At 58.3% G+C, this 20,245-nt stretch carries 17 protein-coding genes, 2 tRNA genes and 1 other annotated feature; of the genes, 11 read left to right on the plus strand and 8 right to left on the minus strand.

The genetic code is table 11. The annotated features are described in order from the left end of the window. Window positions 1–48 precede the first annotated feature (48 nt). The 4 genes from AB5Y68_RS18060 to cydD form a co-directional block, all read right to left on the minus strand. Entirely contained in the window at window positions 49–435 is a 387-nt protein-coding gene (locus AB5Y68_RS18060) for a DUF488 domain-containing protein (protein ID WP_039039351.1), read from the minus strand. Between the two features lie 8 nt (window positions 436–443). After that, window positions 444–815 (minus strand): Rcs stress response system protein RcsF, encoded by a 372-nt coding sequence (gene rcsF / locus AB5Y68_RS18065; RefSeq protein ID WP_010673578.1) that lies wholly within the window; start codon window positions 813–815, stop codon window positions 444–446. 107 nt (window positions 816–922) lie between these two features. Further along, complete coding sequence (gene cydC / locus AB5Y68_RS18070) at window positions 923–2,668, minus strand: cysteine/glutathione ABC transporter ATP-binding protein/permease CydC (protein WP_039039352.1); 1,746 nt, start codon at window positions 2,666–2,668, stop codon at window positions 923–925. Next, window positions 2,661–4,436: a cysteine/glutathione ABC transporter permease/ATP-binding protein CydD gene (gene cydD, locus AB5Y68_RS18075; RefSeq protein WP_039039353.1), complete on the minus strand. Its 1,776-nt coding sequence runs from the start codon at window positions 4,434–4,436 to the stop codon at window positions 2,661–2,663. The genes cydC and cydD overlap by 8 nt, the downstream gene beginning before the upstream one ends. Window positions 4,437–4,637: 201 nt before the next feature. Here cydD and AB5Y68_RS18080 point away from each other — a divergent pair. Together AB5Y68_RS18080 and AB5Y68_RS18085 are read left to right on the plus strand one after the other, a co-directional pair. Further along, window positions 4,638–4,711, plus strand: a tRNA-Gly gene (locus AB5Y68_RS18080). Window positions 4,712–4,805: 94 nt separating this feature from the next. After that, window positions 4,806–4,880, plus strand: a tRNA-Gly gene (locus AB5Y68_RS18085). A 146-nt stretch (window positions 4,881–5,026) separates the two neighbouring features. On the opposite strand, the gene arcA is transcribed toward AB5Y68_RS18085, so the two are convergent. Beyond that, window positions 5,027–5,746, minus strand: a complete 720-nt coding sequence (arcA, locus tag AB5Y68_RS18090; protein ID WP_010673581.1) for a two-component system response regulator ArcA — start codon at window positions 5,744–5,746, stop codon at window positions 5,027–5,029. A 385-nt stretch (window positions 5,747–6,131) separates the two neighbouring features. Between arcA and AB5Y68_RS18095 the strand changes: the two genes are divergently transcribed. Both AB5Y68_RS18095 and AB5Y68_RS18100 read left to right on the plus strand, forming a co-directional pair. Then, window positions 6,132–6,524 (plus strand): DUF3293 domain-containing protein, encoded by a 393-nt coding sequence (locus AB5Y68_RS18095; protein ID WP_080769925.1) that lies wholly within the window; start codon window positions 6,132–6,134, stop codon window positions 6,522–6,524. A gap of 112 nt (window positions 6,525–6,636) precedes the next feature. Beyond that, the gene (locus AB5Y68_RS18100; protein WP_039039382.1) at window positions 6,637–7,116 is read left to right on the plus strand and encodes a putative 4-hydroxy-4-methyl-2-oxoglutarate aldolase; all 480 of its coding nucleotides are present in this window, start codon (window positions 6,637–6,639) and stop codon (window positions 7,114–7,116) included. Between the two features lie 3 nt (window positions 7,117–7,119). Here AB5Y68_RS18100 and AB5Y68_RS18105 read toward each other — a convergent pair whose 3' ends face one another. Then, complete coding sequence (locus tag AB5Y68_RS18105; protein WP_039039355.1) at window positions 7,120–7,596, minus strand: hypothetical protein; 477 nt, start codon at window positions 7,594–7,596, stop codon at window positions 7,120–7,122. Window positions 7,597–7,762: 166 nt separating this feature from the next. Here AB5Y68_RS18105 and AB5Y68_RS18110 point away from each other — a divergent pair, with 166 nt between their 5' ends. Further along, the gene (locus AB5Y68_RS18110; RefSeq protein ID WP_039039356.1) at window positions 7,763–8,152 is read left to right on the plus strand and encodes an META domain-containing protein; all 390 of its coding nucleotides are present in this window, start codon (window positions 7,763–7,765) and stop codon (window positions 8,150–8,152) included. Between the two features lie 102 nt (window positions 8,153–8,254). On the opposite strand, the gene aceK is transcribed toward AB5Y68_RS18110, so the two are convergent. Beyond that, window positions 8,255–9,982: a bifunctional isocitrate dehydrogenase kinase/phosphatase gene (gene aceK, locus AB5Y68_RS18115; RefSeq protein WP_010673586.1), complete on the minus strand. Its 1,728-nt coding sequence runs from the start codon at window positions 9,980–9,982 to the stop codon at window positions 8,255–8,257. Window positions 9,983–10,177: 195 nt separating this feature from the next. On the opposite strand from aceK, the gene AB5Y68_RS18120 reads away from it, so the two are divergent. The 6 genes from AB5Y68_RS18120 to AB5Y68_RS18145 all read left to right on the plus strand — a co-directional run bounded on the left by AB5Y68_RS18120 (window position 10,178) and on the right by AB5Y68_RS18145 (window position 17,146). Then, window positions 10,178–10,885 (plus strand): tRNA/rRNA methyltransferase, encoded by a 708-nt coding sequence (locus AB5Y68_RS18120; protein ID WP_039039357.1) that lies wholly within the window; start codon window positions 10,178–10,180, stop codon window positions 10,883–10,885. Between the two features lie 72 nt (window positions 10,886–10,957). Next, window positions 10,958–11,088: a sequence feature (Thr leader region), on the plus strand. Window positions 11,089–11,145: 57 nt separating this feature from the next. Beyond that, entirely contained in the window at window positions 11,146–13,605 is a 2,460-nt protein-coding gene (thrA, locus tag AB5Y68_RS18125) for a bifunctional aspartate kinase/homoserine dehydrogenase I (protein ID WP_039039358.1), read from the plus strand. A 1-nt stretch (window position 13,606) separates the two neighbouring features. Beyond that, window positions 13,607–14,599, plus strand: coding sequence for a homoserine kinase (gene thrB, locus AB5Y68_RS18130; RefSeq protein ID WP_029314022.1), 993 nt, complete (start codon window positions 13,607–13,609; stop codon window positions 14,597–14,599). Beyond that, window positions 14,596–15,870, plus strand: a complete 1,275-nt coding sequence (thrC, locus tag AB5Y68_RS18135; RefSeq protein WP_039039359.1) for a threonine synthase — start codon at window positions 14,596–14,598, stop codon at window positions 15,868–15,870. The genes thrB and thrC overlap by 4 nt, the downstream gene beginning before the upstream one ends. 103 nt (window positions 15,871–15,973) lie before the next feature. Beyond that, window positions 15,974–16,396 carry a DUF4440 domain-containing protein gene (locus AB5Y68_RS18140; protein ID WP_039039360.1) on the plus strand — a complete coding sequence of 141 codons (423 nt, stop codon included), beginning with the start codon at window positions 15,974–15,976 and terminating at the stop codon, window positions 16,394–16,396. Between the two features lie 483 nt (window positions 16,397–16,879). Beyond that, the gene (locus tag AB5Y68_RS18145; protein ID WP_039039361.1) at window positions 16,880–17,146 is read left to right on the plus strand and encodes a hypothetical protein; all 267 of its coding nucleotides are present in this window, start codon (window positions 16,880–16,882) and stop codon (window positions 17,144–17,146) included. A gap of 407 nt (window positions 17,147–17,553) precedes the next feature. On the opposite strand, the gene AB5Y68_RS18150 is transcribed toward AB5Y68_RS18145, so the two are convergent. Next, on the minus strand, window positions 17,554–20,097 hold the full coding sequence (locus tag AB5Y68_RS18150) for an RNA-binding domain-containing protein (protein ID WP_080769926.1): 2,544 nt from the start codon (window positions 20,095–20,097) through the stop codon (window positions 17,554–17,556). Between the last annotated feature and the right edge of the window lie 148 nt (window positions 20,098–20,245).

The following is a 20,245-nucleotide window of genomic DNA, read 5'->3' on the forward strand; positions in this document are numbered from 1 at the left end:
CCCCGGGGTGCCCTCTTCTCATGTGGGGTGTTCATCCATGACGGGCGCTCAGCGCAGCAATGCACCCGCGTCGGCCAGCAGGGTCCTCAGCACACTGCGATGGCAGCGGGACTCCTGTTCGCAGTAGCATCCCACCGAGAAATGGGTGGTGTGGGAGAGGGCGGCCAGCAGGGCCAGATCGTGCTTCGCGGCCGGGGCGGCCATCTCGGCCTTGTACTGCTTGCAGAAGGCGGTCCACCGGGCCGGGGTGTCGGCAGTCTGACCGAGTTTCATGGTCTCGGCGCTGGGGGCCAGATTGGGGAACCAGACGTCGTACCAATCCTGGCTGGCGAACGCCGCTTTGGGCACGCCGCGAGGGGGGCGACGCACGGTGCCGATGCGAAGCCCCTCATCCTCGAGGCGGGGGCTGCCGAGTCGCACGATGGCGATCGCCATGGCAGGACTTACTTCTCTTCGGCCACTTTCAGCGCCTGACCGTAGCAGATCACCTGCTTCAGGCAGCCGGGCACGTCGCTGAACTCGGCGCACTTGTCGAAGCTGACGCCGTTGCCCCCCATGTCCGCCACGCGGCGGCGGGCCAGGGTGCGGGCTTCACCGGCATTGGGCACCGCCTGGTTGGCATCGCTCTGGCAGGATTCCCCCTCGACGGTGCCGAGGTAGAGGTAGTTGAGGTCGGCGAGCTCGCTCTGCTCGTAGATCCGCACGCTCCCCGGCTTGAAGTACTCGTCGAAGTTTTCCTTGTCCAGATTGCTGTTGAAGGCGAAGTCGGCGCAACCGGAGGCAATCAGGGGCATCATCAGGATCAGGCGTTTCATATCGGCATCTTGTTGGGTGGCGAGTGGGCCATTATAGGGGGCAGTCGCCGATGGCGACCAGCCCCATTTTTAGCCATATCAATGGATTGTAGCGAGACGACCCCGGATCAGGCGGGGGCCAGTCGCCGGTGCAGGCTGCGGTAGTGATCATCTTCCAGCAGCTCCTGGTGGGGGGCACACAGACGGATGCGACCCTCTTCCATCAGGGCTACCCTGTCCATCCGTTCCAGCCCCAGCAGGCGGTGGGAGATGAGCAGCAGGGTGCGATCCGCCCCCAGGGTCAGCAGCAGATCCATGATCTCCCGTTCGGTCTGGGTATCGAGCCCTTCGGTGGGCTCGTCCAGCAGCCAGAGCGGTGCATCGTGGAGCAGGGCGCGGGCGATGCCGATGCGGCGGCGCTCCCCGCCGGAGAGCGGACGCCCGCCATCCCCGAGCCAGGCATCCAGCCCCTGTTCGGCCTGCTCACCCTCATCGTGGAGCAGAGTCCCGAGCCCCACCTGGGTGAGCACCTCGATGAGCCGTTCGTCGCTGGCTCCGGGGGCGGCCAGGGTGAGGTTGCCACGCAGGGTATCGGCAAACAGGTGGACCCGCTGGCTCACCACGGAGCAGGAGGCGCGCAGCGCCTCTTCGCTGTAATCGGTGAGGGGCTTGCCATCGAGCAGGATCTCCCCCGATAGGGCCGTCCATTCCCGGGTCAGCAACCCCATCAGGGTGGACTTGCCACAGCCGGTCTGCCCCAGCAGCGCCAGCTTCTCCCCGGCATGCAGTTGCAGGGTGCACCCTTGCAGCACGGGAGCATCCTGGCCTGGATAGGTGAAATGCAGGTCGCTTATCTGCACGGCACCCCGGGCAGCGGGGGCTTGCTGTGCGCCCCACTCCAGCGCCTTGGCCTCTTGCAGGATCTCGTTGAGACGGCGGGCGGAGGTGAGGCTGGTGGAGAGGTGCTGGAAGGCACCGGCCAGCGGCAGCAGCGCCTCGAAGCTCGCCAGGGTAGCGAACACCATGAGTGCGGTGATGGGATCAGGGGCACTGCCACCGACGCCGTGACCGGCCAGCCAGAGCATCAGGGTCAGAGTCCAGCCGCTCAGCAACTGCACCGAGAAGGCGGCCAGGCCGCTGACGCGGGCCATGCGGGCCTGGGCCCGGATCAGGGCCTGCTCCGCCTGCTGCAATCCGGTGAGCGCCTCGGGAGCGGCGGCGAACATCTGCAGTTCGGCCTGGCCGTCCAGATAGTCCACCATGCGGGTACGCAGGTTGGACTTCTCGGCGATGAGCTGGCGGCCCGGCGCGCGCCCGGCAAAATAGAAGACCAGGGGCAAGGCCAGCATGCCAAAGAGCAGAATGGCTCCCAGCGTCAGCGCCAGGCGACCATCGAAGAAGGAGAGGAAGAAGACCAGCCCGGCGCAGCTCAGCAGCGCCGCCCCAATGGGGGTGATGAGGCGCAGATAGACGTGATCCATGGCATCGATGTCGGCCACCAGACGGTTGAGCAGGTCAGCCTGGCGAAAACCGGCAAGGGAGCCGGGGGAGAGAGGGGAGAGCTTTTGCCAGAACCAGACCCGCAGCCGGGTCAGCACCCGGAAGGTGGCGTCGTGGCTCACGACCCGCTCGCTCCAGCGACTGGCGGTGCGCACGATGGAGAAGAAACGCACGCCCCCCGCAGGGGTCATGTAGTTGAAGGTGTCTCGGGTGGCGACCGCCAGCCCGGCGACGGCTGCGGCGGAGAGGAACCAGCCGGAGAGGGAGAGCAGGCCCATGCCGGCCACCAGGGTGACCAGGGCCAGCAGCAGGCCGATGGAGAGGCTAAGCCAGTGCTGGCGATAAAGGCGCAGGAACGGCAATAGATCAGTCATCGAGAGAGTCTCCGAAACCTTGGGATTGCGACAGGAGGCGGGCGAAGGGGCCCTGGGCCTCGCCGAGTGCGGCAAAACGTCCCTGCTCCACCAGCTTGCCGTGCGCCAGCACCAGGATGTTGTCCATCTGGCTGAGCTGATCGAGGCGGTGGGTGATCATCAGCAGGGTCTGACCTTGTGCGGCCTGTTCGAGGGCGCTCATGACGGCCCGCTCAGAATGGCGATCCAGGCTGGCAGTGGGTTCATCCAGCACCATCATCTGGGTCGTCTTGAGCAGGGTGCGGGCAAGGGCGATGCGCTGGGCCTGGCCGACGGAGAGGCCGCCCGCCTGATCCCCGACCCGATAGTCCAGCCCTTTCTCATTGACGAACTCCCAGGCCTGGGCGCGCTTGAGCGCGGCTTCCAGCTCGGCGTCGCTGGCGGATGGTCTGGCCAGCAGCAGGTTGTCCCGCAGGGAGCTGTGGAAGAGTTGGGGATTCTGGGAGAGCCAGCCTAGCTGCTGGCGCCACTGGCTGATGTCCAGGGTACGAAGCTCCACTCCGTTGACGCACAGGGAACCGCGATAGGGGGCAAAACCGAGCAGGGCATTGACCAGGGAGCTCTTGCCCGCGCCGCTGATGCCGACCAGGGCGGTGCGCGTGCCGGCTTCCAGCGTGAAATCGAGGGGACCGACCAGCACCTTGCCCTCGGCGCTCAGCACTTCCAGGCTGCGGGCTTCTACCTTGACGGGGCCCTCCGCATGGAAGGGGAGCGTCCCGGAGGCGGGTTCGCTCACGTCGGCCTCGAGAAATTCCAGCAGTTGTTCGGCGGCGCCAATGGCCTGTGCCTTGGCGTGATAGTGGGCACCGAGTTCCCGCAGCGGCGCGTAGAACTCGGGGGCGAGGAAGAGCACGAACAGGCCGGTAAAGAGGGTGACCTTGACGCCATAGCTGCCAAAGTTGAGGTGATCGATGTAGGAGAAACCGAAGTAGACGGCCACCAGGGCCACCGCGATGGCGGCGAAGAACTCCAGCACGGCCGTGCTCAGGAAGGCGAGGCGCAGTACCTCCATGGTGCGCTCGCGAAAATCTTCCGATGCATCGCGGATGGCCTCCCCTTCCGCCCGGGTGCGCATGAAAAGCTGCAGGGTGCGCAGCCCCTTGAGGCGATCGAGGAAGTGGCCTGAGAGGCGCGCCAGCGACTGGAAGTTGCGGCGGTTGGCATCGGCGGCGCCCACCCCCACCAGGATCATGAAGAGAGGAATGAGGGGGGCCGTGCCGAGCAGAATGAGGCCCGCCGCCCAGTTGACCGGGAACACGGAGACCAGGATCACCAGGGGAATAAAGACGGCGATGGCCATCTGGGGCAGATAACGGGAGAAGAAGTCCTGCATCTCTTCGATCTGCTCGAGCAGCAGGCTGGCCCAGCTACCGGCGGGGCGACGCTGGATATAGGCAGGGCCGAGCCTGGCGAGGCGGGTGAGTACCAGCTCGCGGATGGCCTGGCGCACCGCACTGCCCGCCTTGAAACTCGCCACCTCGCGGCCATAGGCCAGGGCCGCCTTGGTCAGGGTCACCAGCAACAGACTGATGAAGAGGGGGGCGGAGTGCTCCGGCGTGGAGCCTTCGATGATGAAACCGTGCAGCAGGCTCGCCAGCAACCAGGCCTGCATCACCATCAGGACGCCCTGACCCAGCCCGAAGGCGATGGAGATGCCGATCCAGCGCCGACCATGGCCCGATTGTTTGCGCAACCAGCCATAGAGATGTTTCTGTCTGTTCTTGTCCATTACCACCCTCCTCAAACGAGTGGCGCAAGACTATCGTCGCCCCCACGGCTTGGCAACCTTGCAGAACCGGGCGGAGGAACATCATTGTGTGAAAAATCGGCTTCATGCTCATTAGTTGGCCGAACAGCTTGATTTATGGCAAAAAATGCGAGGTCGGTGATTGCGCTCGGCGGCAAAATGCATATAGTAGAGGCCACTGACGCGGGTGTAGTTCAATGGTAGAACGGTAGCTTCCCAAGCTGCATACGTGGGTTCGATTCCCATCACCCGCTCCACATTCCAGATAGCGGCACGCGCCGTTGTCCATATCAGCCAGATGGCTGTCTGTCGTGGGGATTCCCCATCACACCGAGCACGTTTTGATGCCTAGCGGGCATCGTATAATGGCTATTACCTCAGCCTTCCAAGCTGATGATGCGGGTTCGATTCCCGCTGCCCGCTCCAGTCTTCACACAAAAAGCCCACTCCTGTGAGTGGGCTTTTTGTTGTCTGTTTTTTGATGCCGGCGAGAGTGCCAAAGCGCCCAAGCTGAAAGGCGCAGACATGGAAAAGGCGCCACAGGGCGCCTTTTCAACTCGGGAGTGGGAGAATTACTCCTGCTCCAGCTCGCCGCAGAAGCGATAGCCTTCGCCATGGATGGTGGCGATGATCTCAGGGGTGTCGCCCACGCTCTCGAAGTGCTTGCGAATACGGCGGATGGTCACGTCCACGGTGCGGTCGTGGGGCTTGAGTTCGCGGCCCGTCATCTTCTTGAGCAGCTCGGCACGGGTCTGGATCTGGCCCGGGTTCTCGCAGAAATGCAGCATGGCACGGAACTCGGAGCGGGGCAGCTTGAACATGTCCCCTGCCGGGCTGACCAGGGCGCGGCTGTTGATGTCCAGAGCCCAGCCATTGAACAGATAACGCTCTACCAGCTTCTTCTCTTCGCCACCGGCGGCCACGTTCATGGTGCGGCTCAGCAGGTTGCGGGCACGGATGGTCAGTTCACGGGGATTGAACGGCTTGGTGATGTAGTCATCTGCGCCGATCTCCAGCCCCAGGATCTTGTCCACTTCGTTGTCGCGACCGGTCAGGAACATCAGGGCGATGTTGTCATCTTCACGCAGCTCGCGCGCCAGCAGCAGGCCGTTCTTGCCCGGCAGGTTGATGTCCATGATCACCAGGTTGATGGTGTGGCTGGTCAGGGCCTGGTGCATCTCGTCACCGTTGTTGGCTTCCAGCACGATGTAGCCTTCGGCTTCGAAGATGCTCTTGAGGGTGTTGCGGGTGACCAGCTCGTCTTCGACGATCAGAATATGTGGTGTTTGCATGAGTATTCCCAGATTCTTATCAGTTAATTATCGAAATTTTAACACTCTTTGGCGTTATCCGACCGGTCCTGAAAATTTATTACGTCATCCTGGGTATGAATATCAGGTCGAATCATCGCGAATTTGGTAACTATGTCGGCAAGCATCCCTGTGCCGTACATGGGCTCTCAACAAGTCTGAACAAGAGAAGCCCGGAGAGGTAGTCCATTACAAAAGTTGCTGCATTTTATCAGTTAACAGGCGCATAACAACACTCTTTGCCGTCAGATAGCAACTTTTTAACTCAGCTTTGATATAAGTCAATCCCCGAGTTCGCAGCATCATACTTGGGCTGACCCGCTTTTTCGCCCTTAATAAATGTAATGGGATGTAACATGTGGTTGACATGACTTTGTGGGAAAACTACAGAAAAGTGTGCTTCATCGCCCCCTTTGCGCCTCCCAGCTGCCCAGCCTATGCCATTGTCACGGCCTGGAACCCGGCCAGCCGGTGGGTGGGGCTGCGCCGCAATGCCCGTCGCCAGCGAGCCCTTGTCCGGCAAGTGGGCGAGTGTCCCGTCATGGGAGAGGTCTGGGGGAGCGATGAGGATGAGCGCTGGCAGGAGGCGTCGCTGTTGTTGCCGCTTTCGCAGTCAGAGGCGATCCGGCTGGCCGCCCGATTTGGCCAGAATGCCCTCTATTGGGTGCGTGAAGGAGAGCTCTGGCTGGTGCCCGTGTTGCTGGAAGGGACGCCCTGTCATCTGGGGGCGCTTGCGTCCCGCTGGCGGTTCAGGCCTTAGGGCTGACATGGCCCCCGCCATCCGGACAGGGCACCCGGCCGGTGGATTGTCAGCGCCCCGACATGATGAAAGAATGAGCGGACACATTTCACTCCATGGAAGGATGATGATCATGCTGGACCTGCTGCCCGACCTTTGCGATGAACATGGCGATGCCCTTAGGATCGCTGACCCCCTGTTTCACGACTATGGCGGCAAGGCGCTGTTTTACGGCGAGGCCGTGACCCTCTCCTGCTTTGAAGACAACAGCCTGGTGCGTGAGCTGGTCAATCGTCCCGGCCATGGCAAGGTGATGGTGATCGACGGGGGCGGCTCCCTGCGTCGGGCGCTGCTCGGGGATCAGCTGGCCATCAAGGCGGTGGAGCAGGGGTGGGAGGGGATCCTCATCAATGGTGCCGTGCGGGATGTGGGGACGCTGGCGACCCTGGCGCTGGGGGTCAAGGCCTTGGCCCCGTGCCCGGTCAAGACCGAAAAACGGGGCCTGGGCACGCTGGATACCGTGGTCTCTTTTGCCGGAGTGACCATAGCGCCCGGCGACTATGTCTACGCCGATCTCAACGGTGTGCTGGTGAGCGGCGCCAGGCTCCTCTGAACCTCAGAAGTTGAAGCCCACTCCCAGAGTGAGAAAGTGTTCCGTGCTGAAGGCACTGAGTCCGTAATTGGCGGTGATGGCCAGGGAGGGTGTCACCAGCAGGCTGCTGTTGAGCTCAACCAGGGTGCTGGCCTTGCTCACCTCCAGTTGCTTGAGCTGGCTGCCGATGTTGAGTGACGGGGAGAGGCGATAGCGCACCCCAGAGCTGATATTGAACCCGGCCTGCCCGCTTTGGGGGCCGATGGCGGGGCCGGCCTCCATGTAGAGGCTGATGTCATCCTGAAGCGGGTATTGGTAGCCGGTATTGATGAGCCAGAGGTCGAAGTTGTCGCCAAGATGGCTCTGGTTGCCGAGCAGTACGCCGGAATAGCTTTTGACGTAGAGCGGGTTGTCCGATTCGGTCTGGAGAAAACTCCAGTCGGCGGCCTGAGCCGAAAAGACGAGGCTGGATGCCATGGCGATGACGAGAGACTTGACCATTCGTTTCCCCTCCCTGGGTCCGAACAGGACTACAAGCATGGCACATGCCAGCGGGGAGTAAAGGGAACCCCGATCACAATAAAAGAGTTTTGATTGACGCCGCAGTCATGGTACACAGGCCCCTCACTCCGTGTCGTTACGACACGCTCCATCACGAGGTGAACTGATGAACAACAAACTGATCCTGCTGGCCGCTCTGGCCCTGGGAGGCTGCGCCATGACTACGGGTTCCACGCTGGCACAATTGCAGGCATCGACCTGGCAACTGCAAGGGGCGAGCGGTGATACCTTCACCCTGCAGGTCGCCGGTGACAAGGTGGCGGGCAAGGGCGGCTGCAACCGCTACTTTGGCGGCATCACAGAGCAGGGTGACGGCGTGTTGACGCTGGGCGCCATGGGTTCGACGCGCATGATGTGTGCGGGGGATCTGGCCGGCAAGGAGATGAACTACCTGCAGACCCTGGAGAAGGTGGCGAGCTTCCAGATCAGCGGCAAACAGCTGGTACTCAAGGATGCCGACAAGGCCACCTTGCTGACCTTTGACGCCGTGAAATAAGCCGGGATATCGTCAAAGGCTGTCGCAGGCGACCCCTGCGCCAGCGTGCATAAGAATGTGAAAAGGGACGCGATGGCGTCCCTTTTTGTGCCTGATGCCGGGTCATCCCCCTCGCTGGAAGCGAAACCGCTTCTTGCGCCGGTAGGGATAGACATCCTCGAACATCCCCTCCTTGATGTTGCTCTGCAGCATCTTCCAGTAGTTGGCATCGAAGAGCTCCTTGTGCAACTGCATCATGATCTCCCGCACCTGGGGTTTTTGCAGCAGGAAGGTGGCGAACTCCTCCGGGAAGATGTCGTTGGGGGCCACCGAATACCAGGGTTCGGCGCTCCACTCGTCCTCCGGGTAGCGGGGCGGCGGGATCTGGCGGAAGTTGCACTCCGTCATATAGCAGATCTCGTCGTAGTCGTAGAAGACCACCCGGCCGTGGCGAGTCACCCCGAAGTTCTTGAACAGCATGTCGCCTGGGAAGATGTTGGCCGCCGCGAGCTGGCGGATGGCGTTGCCGTACTCCTCCAGGGCGAGGCGGGTCTGCTGTTCGTCCGCCTGATCCAGATAGAGGTTCAGGGGGATCATCTTGCGCTCGGTGTAGAGGTGTTTGATCACCAGCTTGTCGGCGGTGAGGGTCAGCGCAGAAGGCGCCACCGCCTTGAGCTCGGTCAACAGCTCCGGCGAGATGCGATCGAGGGGAAACTCGAAGTTGGTGAACTCCTGGGTATCTGCCATGCGGCCCACTCTATCGTGCTGTTTTACCAGCCGGTATTTCTCCTTCACCTGCTCGTGGCTCACCTCCTTGGGCGGGGTGAACTCGTCTTTTATCACCTTGAACACCACATCGTAGGAGGGGAGGGTGAACACGCTCATCACCATCCCCTTGATGCCGGGCGCAATGACGAACTGCTCCCGGCTCTGGGCCAGGTGCTGCTGATAGTGGCGATAGAGCTCGGTCTTGCCGTGCTTCTGGCAGCCGATGGCGTTGTAGATTTCATAGTCCGGCTTGCGGGGCATGATCTGGCGAAGGAAGGCCACAAAGAGCGCCGGCACCGGGGCATAGACCATGAAGTAGGCGCGGGCGAAGCCGAACACGATGGAAGCCAGCTCCGGCTCGAAGATGACGGTGTCCACATAGATGCTCTGACCGGTGCTGAGCAGGGGCAGGATGAAGGGATAGACTTCTCCCTTCACCCGGATGAGCCCCACCAGATAGGCTCCCTTGTTGCGATAGAACACCTCCCTGAGCAGCTCGATGGCGAAGGGCTCCTCGTGCAGGATGGCCGGGCCGCTCTCTGCCAGATGGCGGTGGATGTCCATGATGTCCCGCTGCTTGTCTTCGAAAGGGAGGGTGAAGCTGTAATCCCCGAGCAGCTGGCTCAGGGTCTGGGGCAGGTGGGAGAGATCGGTGCGATAGATACGCAGCAAGGATCCCAGGTCAGGCTTGTCACCCCGGCTCACGAAGGGGTGGATATAAAGGTTCTCGTCGCGGATGTTGCGATGGCGGAAGATGCGGCGATAGACGGAATTGAAGAAGGACTCAGCCACCTCGAAGTTCTCGCAGCGGGGCAGGAGATCGCTGAAGGCGCCTTTCACCTGCTTGAGCAGGGCCTGGGTCGGCAGCTGCTCCCCCATCATCTGTTTGATCTGCGCAGTGGTGGCGCCGACATGGTGATCATAGAGGCGGATGCGTTCTCGACCGGCGAGCTGCACCCCCAGCCAGTCGCTGTTCTCGAAACGGCTCTTGCTGCCCTGGGTTATCTCGAGAAAGCGGCTGTAAAACGACTCAAAACGTTGCAGGATCGTCTCGGCGACCGCCTGCTCCAATGGCTGCTGCATCTCTCTCTTCCTTGTGATCTGTCGGGCCCATGGCGTCAGTGCCCTGAGGCGGCGGACTCGCGTCCAAGGCCACTATGGCAACATCCAAACATCTGTTCAAGTGGCAATATTTCGGGATAAACGGTAGATTGCGCCCCTGTTTTGCCGACGGTTCGCCGCAGTTCGCGGCGTCGGCCCCATCTTGGAGAGAACCCGATGAAACTCTATTTTGTGCTGGTGTCGCCCGCCCGTGCCGCCAACGTGGGGGCTGCTGCCCGCGCCATGAAGACCATGGGCTTCGATGCCATGCGACTGGTGGGGAGCCGGGTGCACGAAGAGGAGGAGGCGAGCTGGGTTGCCCACGGGGCGCAGGAGATCCTGACGGATGCGCAAGCCTTCGACACCCTGGAAGAGGCCCTGGCGGACATGGATCTGGTGGTCGCCACCACCGCCCGGCAGCGCGGCCGCTACCAGCACTACCTCACCCCGGCGGACATTCGCGACCAGATCCGGGCCAAGCCCTCCCTCGAGAAGGTGGCCATCGTGTTTGGCTGCGAGGAGTCCGGACTCTCCAACGAACAGCTTGCTCAGGTGGATCTCATCAGCTACCTGCCTCTCAAGGTCTCATACCCGTCCCTGAACCTGGGTCAGGCGATCATGCTGTATGCCTATGAGCTGAGTCCGCTGCTCGATGACCAGAAAGTGAGCGACGAGCAGGACGTAGCAGAAAATTTCGAGAGTGCCGGGCAGGTTCGCGTGCTGAAATCAAAAACAGCAGAATTGCTTGGTGAACTCGGAGTTTCGCAGGATGAAAAACTGCATCAATGGGTGATGGACCGAGTGCCCATGCTGCCGCAGCGGGATCTCAATATGCTCCATCTGCTCTGCAAAGACCTTGCCCGCAAGTTTGGCAAGGAGGTTTAGGTTGACAGCCCCTCGCCGGGCGCGGTATTGCTAACAACCAGATTCGTTCAAGAGTGTTCGTCATGCAGCTATTCACCAACATCATCACCACCACCATTATTACCGGTACCACCACAGGTGGCACTGGGGCCGGTTGATGCGCTGACGAACAAGCACAGAAATCAGAAAAAGGCCCGTACCCACCCAGTACGGGCCTTTTTTGTTGGATTGTTTTTAGACCTATTAGCAGATCAATTTGCAGGGAATACAGGGAGATAGCGATGAGAGTGTTGAAATTTGGCGGGTCGTCACTGGCCGACGCAGAGCGTTTCTTGCGGGTTGCCGATATCGCGGTGAATACCCACGGCCAATCCCAGGTGGCCCTGGTGCTGTCGGCACCGGCCAAGGTGACCAATCACCTGGTCGCCCTGGTGGAACAGACCAGTCGCGGCATGGATGCAAGCAGTACCCTGTTCGAGATCAACGGTATCTTCTCCCGCCTGCTGGCGGGGCTCAAAGCCGCCTATCCCGCGCTGGATGACAAGGCGCTGCAGGCTCGTTTGACCAGCGAACTGGATCAGGTCGAGCGGCTGATGCAGGGTATCCGTCTGCTGGGGCTGTGCCCGGACAACGTCCAGGCCCGCATCCTGAGCCGTGGCGAGAACCTCTCCATCGCCTTCATGCACGAGCTCTTGCGGGTGCGCGGCATCGAGCTGGATCTCATCGTGCCCGAGCAGTTGCTGGTCACCGATGGCGGCTACCTCGAAGCCCATGTGGACATCGAAGCCTCCCGGGTGCGCTTCGCCGCCAAGGGCCTGCGCTCTGATTGTCTCTACCTGATGCCGGGCTTCACCGGTGGCAGCGACAAGGGCGAGACCGTGCTGCTGGGCCGCAACGGCTCCGACTATTCCGCCGCCGTCTTGGCCGCCTGCGTCGATGCCGAGTGCTGCGAGATCTGGACCGACGTGGAGGGCTGCTACAACTGCGACCCGCGCCTGGTACCGGATGCCTACCTGCTCAAAACCCTCTCCTATAAAGAGGCGATGGAGCTCTCCTACTTCGGTGCCAAGGTGCTGCACCCGAAGACCATCGCCCCCGTGGCCCAGTTCCACATTCCCTGCCTCATCAAGAACAGCTTCAACCCCCAGGGTCCGGGTACCCTCATCGGAGTCGATCAGGGGGATGACGATCTGAAGGTTAAGGCCATCTCGGATCTCTCCGGCATGTGCATGTTCAACGTCTCCGGTCCCGGCATGAAGGGCATGGTGGGCATGGCCGGTCGCATCTTCTCCGCCGTCTCCCGCGCCGGGGTCAGCATCGTGCTGATCACCCAGTCGTCCTCCGAGTACAGCGTCAGCTTCTGTATCCACAGCTACGACAGCGACAAGACCCGCAAGGTGCTGGAGCGCGAGTTCGAGCTGGAGTTCAAGAACCAGTTGCTGGACCCGCTCGAGATCATGACCGATCTGGCCATCATCTCCCTCATCGGTGACGGCATGCGCACCTCCAAGGGGATGGCGGCGCGCTTCTTCACCTCCCTGGCCCAGGCCTCCATCAACATCGTCGCCATCGCGCAAGGGTCGAGCGAGCGCTCCATCTCCGCGGTCGTGCGCTCCGGCAAGGTGGCGGAAGCCATCAAGGCGTGCCACCAGAACTTCTTTGGCAGCCAGCAGTTCATCGATCTCTTCGTGGTCGGGGTGGGCGGCGTCGGTGCTGCCTTGGTGGATCAGATTGCCCGCCAGCAGCCGGTACTGGCCGAGCAGGGCACCGGCCTGCGGGTGGTCGGCATCGCCAACAGCCGTCAGATGGCGGTCAACAAGGATGGCCTGGTCCTCGCCAACTGGCGTGAACAGCTGGTGGAAGCACAAGGCAGTTTCAGCCTGGAGGCGGTGAAGAAGCTGGTGGAAGAGAGCCACCTCATCAACCCGGTGATCGTCGATTGCACCTCGAGCGAAGCCGTGGCCGTCCAGTACGCCGATTTCCTCGGGGCCGGCTTCCACGTGGTCACCCCGAACAAGAAGGCCAACACCGGGTCGCTGGATTACTACAAGGCGCTGCGCCGCACCGCCCGCCAGACCCGTCGCAAGTTCCTGTACGAGACCAACGTGGGCGCGGGCCTGCCGGTCATCGAGAACCTGCAAAACCTCATCAAGGCCGGTGACAAGCTGCGCGCCTTCGACGGCATCCTGTCTGGGTCGCTCTCCTTCATCTTCGGCAAGCTGGACGAGGGGATGGCCTTCTCTGAGGCTACCCAGATCGCCCGCTGCAACGGCTTCACCGAGCCGGATCCCCGCGATGACCTGAACGGCATGGACGTGGCTCGCAAGCTGCTCATTCTGGCCCGCGAGGCCGGCATGGCGCTGGAGCTCTCCGATGTGGAGGTGGAGCAGGCACTGCCGCCGGGCTTTGACGTGAGCGGCGACGTGGAGGCCTTCATGGCCCGCCTGCCCGAGGCCGACGGCTGGTTCCGCGACCAGTTCGCGGCGGCCCAGCGTGAAGGCAAGGTGCTGCGTTACGTCGGCTCCATCGAGGGTGGCAAGTGCAAGGTGGCCATCAAGGCGGTGGGTGGTGACGAGCCCCTGTTCAAGGTAAAAGACGGGGAGAACGCGCTCGCCTTCTTCTCCACCTATTACCAGCCCATCCCCCTGGTACTGCGCGGCTATGGCGCAGGGACCGAAGTGACCGCCGCCGGTGTCTTCGCCGATGTGCTGCGCACCCAGAACTGGAAGCAGGAGCTGTAACATGAGTTCAGAGATGAACCCGAATGTAGAAATCGGCGGCAGCGTGGTGGCCTATGCCCCGGCCTCCAGCGCCAACCTGAGCGTGGGCTTTGACGTCCTGGGGGCGGCGCTCGCCCCCGTGGATGGCTCCCTGCTGGGGGACCGCGTCCAGGTCAAATCGGCAGAGGTGCCTTTCGCTCTCTCTTCCGTGGGCCGTTACGCCCACAAGTTGCCGGACGACCCGAAAAAGAACATCCTCCACGACTGCTGGGTCGCCTATGGCGAGGCGCTTGAGAAGCGCGGCCTTGGTCTCAAGCCGCTGGAAATGGTGCTGGAGAAGAACCTGCCGGTGGGCTCGGGCCTGGGATCGAGCGCCTGCAGCGTGGTGGCGGCGCTGGAAGGACTCAACGCCTTCCACGGTGCGCCCCTGAATGAACACGACCTGCTGCTGTTGATGGGGGAGATGGAAGGGAAGATCTCCGGCTCCGTCCATTACGACAACGTGGCGCCCTGTTATCTGGGCGGTATGCAGCTGGTGCTGGAGGAGGGGGGCGTCATCAGCCAGGGCATCCCGGTGTTTGACGAGTGGTACTGGGTGGTCTGCTACCCGGGCACCGTGGTCTCCACCGCCGCCGCCCGCGCCATCCTGCCGGCCCAGTATCGCCGCCAGGACTGCCTCACCTATGGCCGCCGGCTGGCCGCCTTCGTGCATGCCAGCTACAGCCGCCAGGAAGGGCTGGCCGCCAGCGTCCTGAAAGACGTCATCGCCGAGCCTTATCGCGCGGCCCTGATTGAAGGTTTCAACGAGGTGCGGGCCCAGGGGGCCCAGAACGGGGCGCTGGCCACCGGCATCTCGGGGTCCGGTCCCACCGTGTTCGTGGTGATGAAGGATCTGGCCCAGGCCGAACGCATGAAAGAGTGGATGGAAGCGCACTTCGTGCGCAATGAAGATGGATTTGCCCGGGTCTGCAAACTGGACATGGCCGGGGCACGGGTAACAGGAAGCGAGCTATGAATCTTTACAACATCAAGGACAAGAGTGAACAGGTGAGCTTCGCGCAGGCGGTGCGTCAGGGTCTGGGCCGCGAACAGGGGCTCTTCTTCCCAGAGACTCTGGAGCCGCTGGCCGACGTGGATGCCCTGCTGGATCTGCCGCTGGCCGAGCGCTCGGCCCGCATCCTGAGCCACCTGCTGGGTGACGAAGTACCGGCTGCCAAGGTGAGCGAGCTTATCGACGCTGCTTTCACCTTCCCGGCGCCCCTGGTGAAGCTCAAAGATGGCACCTATGCCCTGGAGCTGTTCCACGGCCCGACCCTGGCATTCAAGGATTTCGGCGGCCGCTTCATGGCCCAGTGTCTGGCTGCGTTCAGAACCAATGACAAGATCACCATCCTCACCGCTACCTCCGGCGACACCGGCGCCGCCGTGGCCCACGCCTTCTACGGCCTGGAGGGGATTGAAGTGGTGATCCTCTACCCCAAGGGCAAGATAAGCCCCTTGCAGGAGGCGCTTTTCTGCACCTTAGGGGGCAACATCCGCACCCTCGCCATCGACGGTGACTTCGATGCCTGCCAGGCGCTGGTCAAAGATGCCTTCGACGATGAAGGACTCAAGACCGCCATCGGCCTCAACTCCGCCAACTCCATCAACATCAGCCGCCTGCTGGCCCAGGTCTGCTACTACTTCGAAGCCGTGGCCCAGCTGCCGAAAGCCCAACGCGCCAAGGCGGTCATCAGCGTGCCGTCCGGCAACTTCGGCAACCTCACTGCGGGTCTCATCGCCAAGGCGCTGGGGTTGCCGGTGAAGCGCTTTATCGCCGCCACCAACGCCAACGACACCGTGCCGCGCTACCTGAAAACCGGCCAGTGGGAGCCGCACCAGACAGTCGCGACCCTGTCGAACGCCATGGACGTGAGCCGCCCCAACAACTGGCCGCGGGTGGAAGAGCTGTGCCGTCGCAAGGGCTGGGCGCTGGAAACCTTGGGCTCAGGGATGCGTGATGATGCCCAGACCCGGGATGCGTTGCAGCGCCTGCATCAGCTGGATTACCTGTGCGAGCCCCACGGGGCGATTGCCTGGGATCTGCTGAACGAGCAGCTTGGGCAAGACGAGGTCGGTGTGTTCCTCTGCACCGCCCATCCGGCCAAGTTCAAAGAGTCGGTGGACGAGATCCTGAATCTGGATGTGCCGCTGCCGGGCCCGCTCGCCAAGCACGCCGCGCTGCCGCTCCTGTCCCACGATCTGCCCGCTGACTTTGGCCGCCTCAAGGCCTTCCTGCTCGGTTAAGCCGTCATGAGACGCTGACGATCCCCCGCTTTTTCACGAGAGCGGGGGATTTTTTTATGTCCGGTATTGATGTCCGGTATACCCCTGAAACAAGGAGCACGGCATGAGCCCGCATTCCCTTCGCACCCTGATCGAGACCTGTGACGCCGCCATCTCCCGGCGCGACTTCGACGCCCTGATGACCTTCTACGCCGAAGACGCCGCCCTGGTGGTCAAACCCGGCATGGTGGTGCGTGGCATTCCCGCCATCCGCCGCGCCTTCACTGCCATCTCCGATTACTTTGACGGTCAGCTTGAGGTGACCCAGGGGGCCATGGAGGTGATCGAGGGGGCCGACAATGCCCTGGTGATCATGGAGACCCGGCTGCGCTACCCGGGCGGCGAGGGGTGGATCGATGAAACCCGGCGCGCCACCTATGTGTTTCGCAAAGAGCCCGGCGGGCAGTGGCGCTGCACGGTGGACAACTCCTACGGCACCATGCTGCTGGGGGCGCAGCAGCCCGGCGATCGGCCTGCAACCGACTAGCGCAGTCACACTGGCTCGGCGCAGCCAGAGTGCGTGTATAGCGTGCGTAATCAAGGCTCACCATCAAGGCCGTGCAGCCAGATCGGCTTGCCAGATTGAGTAGCAAGAGCCAAGCCATGCAGGCCGGAGAACCCGAGCCGCACGCAGGGCACCGCTCTGCCTGGGAGGGGGCATCACAGCGCTGCCCACGGTGCAACTCCCCGTTTTGGTTGTGCCTCACAACCTGCTGTCAGAAAGTGCGCTGACAGTGATTGCTGCGACGTTTTTACGCATCTGGTTTGCACTTTCGTTGTTATGCTCGCCCCTGGCAGCACAACCCTGTCTGTGGGTCATTTCCGGCTCCTCGGAGCCCGTTGACCCGGTCTGCCGTGGCTGCTAATCAGGGGACTGCTTGACACCCTTCATGGACGAGCAGAACCGCAGATGCCTCGACGGCGCGGCATATCGACAACAACAACACCACAGTGCAGGGAGCAAACCATCATGTGGCCGTACCGAAAAATAGTGACCCAGTCCCTCAATACCCCCCTGATGATCGCCAGGATCATGTTTTACCTGGCCCTGTTATTGGTCTTCCCCCTGCCAATGATCATGCTATCGGACTCTCCGGCGGCAGAGATCGGGCGTTTCTCTTACATCCTGGTGACGTTTCCCATCGCCATTGGGCTGATGCTGATATCGAGCCTGATGGCCATCCTCATTGCCATGGTGGAGTCGCGCAACCAGCAGCCACCCCAGGGACGGTGGTAAGAAGGTCCTTGCCTTTCACGCCATCCAATAAAAAACCATCCCGGGCGGGATGGTTTTTGGACTTCCAAATTGGGACTCCCACCTTTTTGCCAGCAATTCGCCCGGCACTGTGGTCAGCGACGATGCCATCAGCCACCGTGTTAATCCGATAGATCCCGTTTTACTCCCTTGGCATTTGTTTGGTGTCAGGCATGGCCATGTCTGAACACGCAACCCCGCTGGGTAAATGTCGCTGGTGTACAAGGTATTTATCGTGTTCTAGGAAGATCAGTGTGTGATGAGAGAGATAGCTAGCTAAGCAATGGCTGGCTCAGAAAGGTGGGGGTCCTAGATTTCGGCAGTACACCCAGATATTCATTTTCCTGACGCTAGAAATATTGAGATTTACCTAAATCACCATGACTTACTTACCCTGACGTTTCTGAAATAGAATATTTTTCTGACATGGCATCTTGCATCCTTTTATGCGAATTGATGATCTTTATTAACCATTCCTCTCTATTGTTGTCACTGGCTGATAGGATTTTTTGTGACCATAAGAGACAGTTAAGTAACTCCTCATAGTCATTTTTATGAACAAGTTTACTTTCAATGTAATGGTCTGATGATTGTATCAAGCGAGAAAAATTAACTCCTCGTTTGTCACCCTCATTCACAGCATTAATTATGGTTTTAGCAGCAATAACAACATCTCCATGAGAATCGGCATCATTCCAAATTCTATCTACAATTTTAATGCTGAGTGCTTTAAGTTCATCCCATTTAGGTTTCTTTGCATTTCGCATAGTTCTTGCTGCATAGCTATAAGACTTGATCAAGTTTTTTATCTTGACGTTATAGTCAATGGCCGTCAATGCCAAATCAAATCCTGCGTACGCGTATCGCTCAGACCATAGCTTTTGAGAGGCACTATCTGTAATACTTTCAAGAGCGTGCTCACATACTTCAACAATTGAATTTTTGGTTCCAAGCTGAGTTTCTACTAAGAACCACATCTCAAAAAAACTAGTTTTTTTCTGCCCTTTTAAAAATGCATCTCGACATGATTTTCGTATGAGTTCTGGGGAGGTTGACGAGTCATTAAAAAATGTTTTTGCTAGCATGAAATATAAATCAGAATTTTCTTTGTATCTAGGCTTTTTAAGAAGGTTATTTACTGTTTGCTTAGCATCATCATATCGTTCCTCTCTAATCAATGCGTTACATTGTCTAATTGCTGACGCAATTTCAGGTACATAATTTTTGGCATTTTCCTCAAGCCCTTTAGCTATTTCAGCTATTCTTGCAAGGTATCCTTTTGCGTTAGGCATTATTTCTTCGGATATAGATAACATTAACTTGCTAATTGATGATGTTGTTTCAAATCTAGGCTCTTTCTCGATAAACTGCTGTCCTTTAATGAGGAATAAACTGTCAAGCCTTTCTATGGCATCAGTTATCTCTATATTTTCAAGGTCAGTATATTGATGCAATTCAATTCTTGATAAAGAACCAACAAAGGCGATGGTTAATAAAACCTTGACTGCCTCTGGTGATAGCTCACTAATTTCTTTTTTTAGTGCTGCCTCTCTCACCGCATCACCAGACTTACCATTCCAGTCATTAATGGCATTATCTATAGACATGCCCAATTTGCATAATCTAAGAACTGACTCTGTAAAAAGTGGAGAGCCTTCAGATGCTTTATGAAGTTTATTGATATTGTTGGTGTTATATGGCTGTAGATCTAGCATTTTGCACATAGATACAACAAGGTCGGTATATTCATCACCCTGTAATCCTGGAACGATAATAGAAGCATCACTAGAAAATATATTATTTGCCCTAGTCGTCATAAGTATTCTTGATCTGCTGCAAGCAATTATTCTAGCTGCATCCATGATTCTTTTTTGTTCTTCTAGTGCATTGGAGTCTATATCATCGATTACTATAAGTGATGGTATCAATTCCAAGCTCTGTTTCGCCGTTCTTTGTAGTTGATGAAGTGTCATTTGTTCTATTTCTTCTGGTAGAGAACCTGTTCTAAGACATATTTCTTTTAGAAGGGAATTGAGATCTTGGTAATGAGTTTCTGGTATATCTAAGTAGCTATTGTAGCTAGCTTTAAATTGTTTCTTTTTGGCTGTCAACCATATGACTTGGTCAAATATTGTCGTGCCAGAGTTCACGATCCTTTGACTAAACTCGTAGGCAATCGATGTTTTTCCTTTCCCCCCATCAGCAGCCAGTATTTTTGTATATTGGAACTCATCTGCAAGCCATCCCCATAACTCTTGTAAAATGTTCGTGCGTCCGATAAAAAATGGACAAATAAAATTTTTGTCAGGTAAGTTATGAACTATTATATTTTTGCGGATTACTTTATTTTGACTCTTTTCTGAAATAAAATCCCTAGGGCTTACAATAAACTCAAAATCAGACTGTGATATGACTTGTTTACATTCATCCATTTTTCTAAAATAAACAGCATCTTTTGAAAGGATGATTTTATTCTTGCTACTGTTCCCCATGGACGTTGGGGACACAGTGTGTGCCGTATATTTCCTCTTAGGAATATGAAGTATACCAATCATTTTCCCTTCAACTGCCTCTAATTCTATATATGTAAGGTCCAGTCGTTGTGAAAAAAAACTATCAAAGCGCCCTCTTAAATATTGTTGATCTATTAATCCTTTTTCAACTCCAGAGATAATGAATTTAGTATCTTTGACTTCCTCTTCGATACCAAAGAATAAATATCCACCATATGTATTATGGAAGCTAATAATTGATTTAAGCAAATCCAAATAGGCATCAGAGTCTTTGGTAAAGGTCTTTTTGAAATCCCATAGCTCACATTCTTTGGGCACTATATCGCCTTGTGAATTGGTTATCGTATTTAAGACATCAATTGATACGACTCCATTTATAATAAAATCGTAAACCGCATCTTTTATTTTAGTAATTTCCATATTATATATCCTGTAGCAGTTTATTTTGATAGAATAAATTTGTATATATATTTGATTGCTAGCAATTACAGGGGGGTGATTTTTTCTAGTAATGCACTAAAAGTACACTGCGTTCACAGTTTTGAGGGATGCTGCTGAATTGAATTTT

Source organism: Aeromonas sp. R6-1 (assembly GCF_040908165.1).
GTDB lineage: Bacteria > Pseudomonadota > Gammaproteobacteria > Enterobacterales > Aeromonadaceae > Aeromonas > Aeromonas caviae.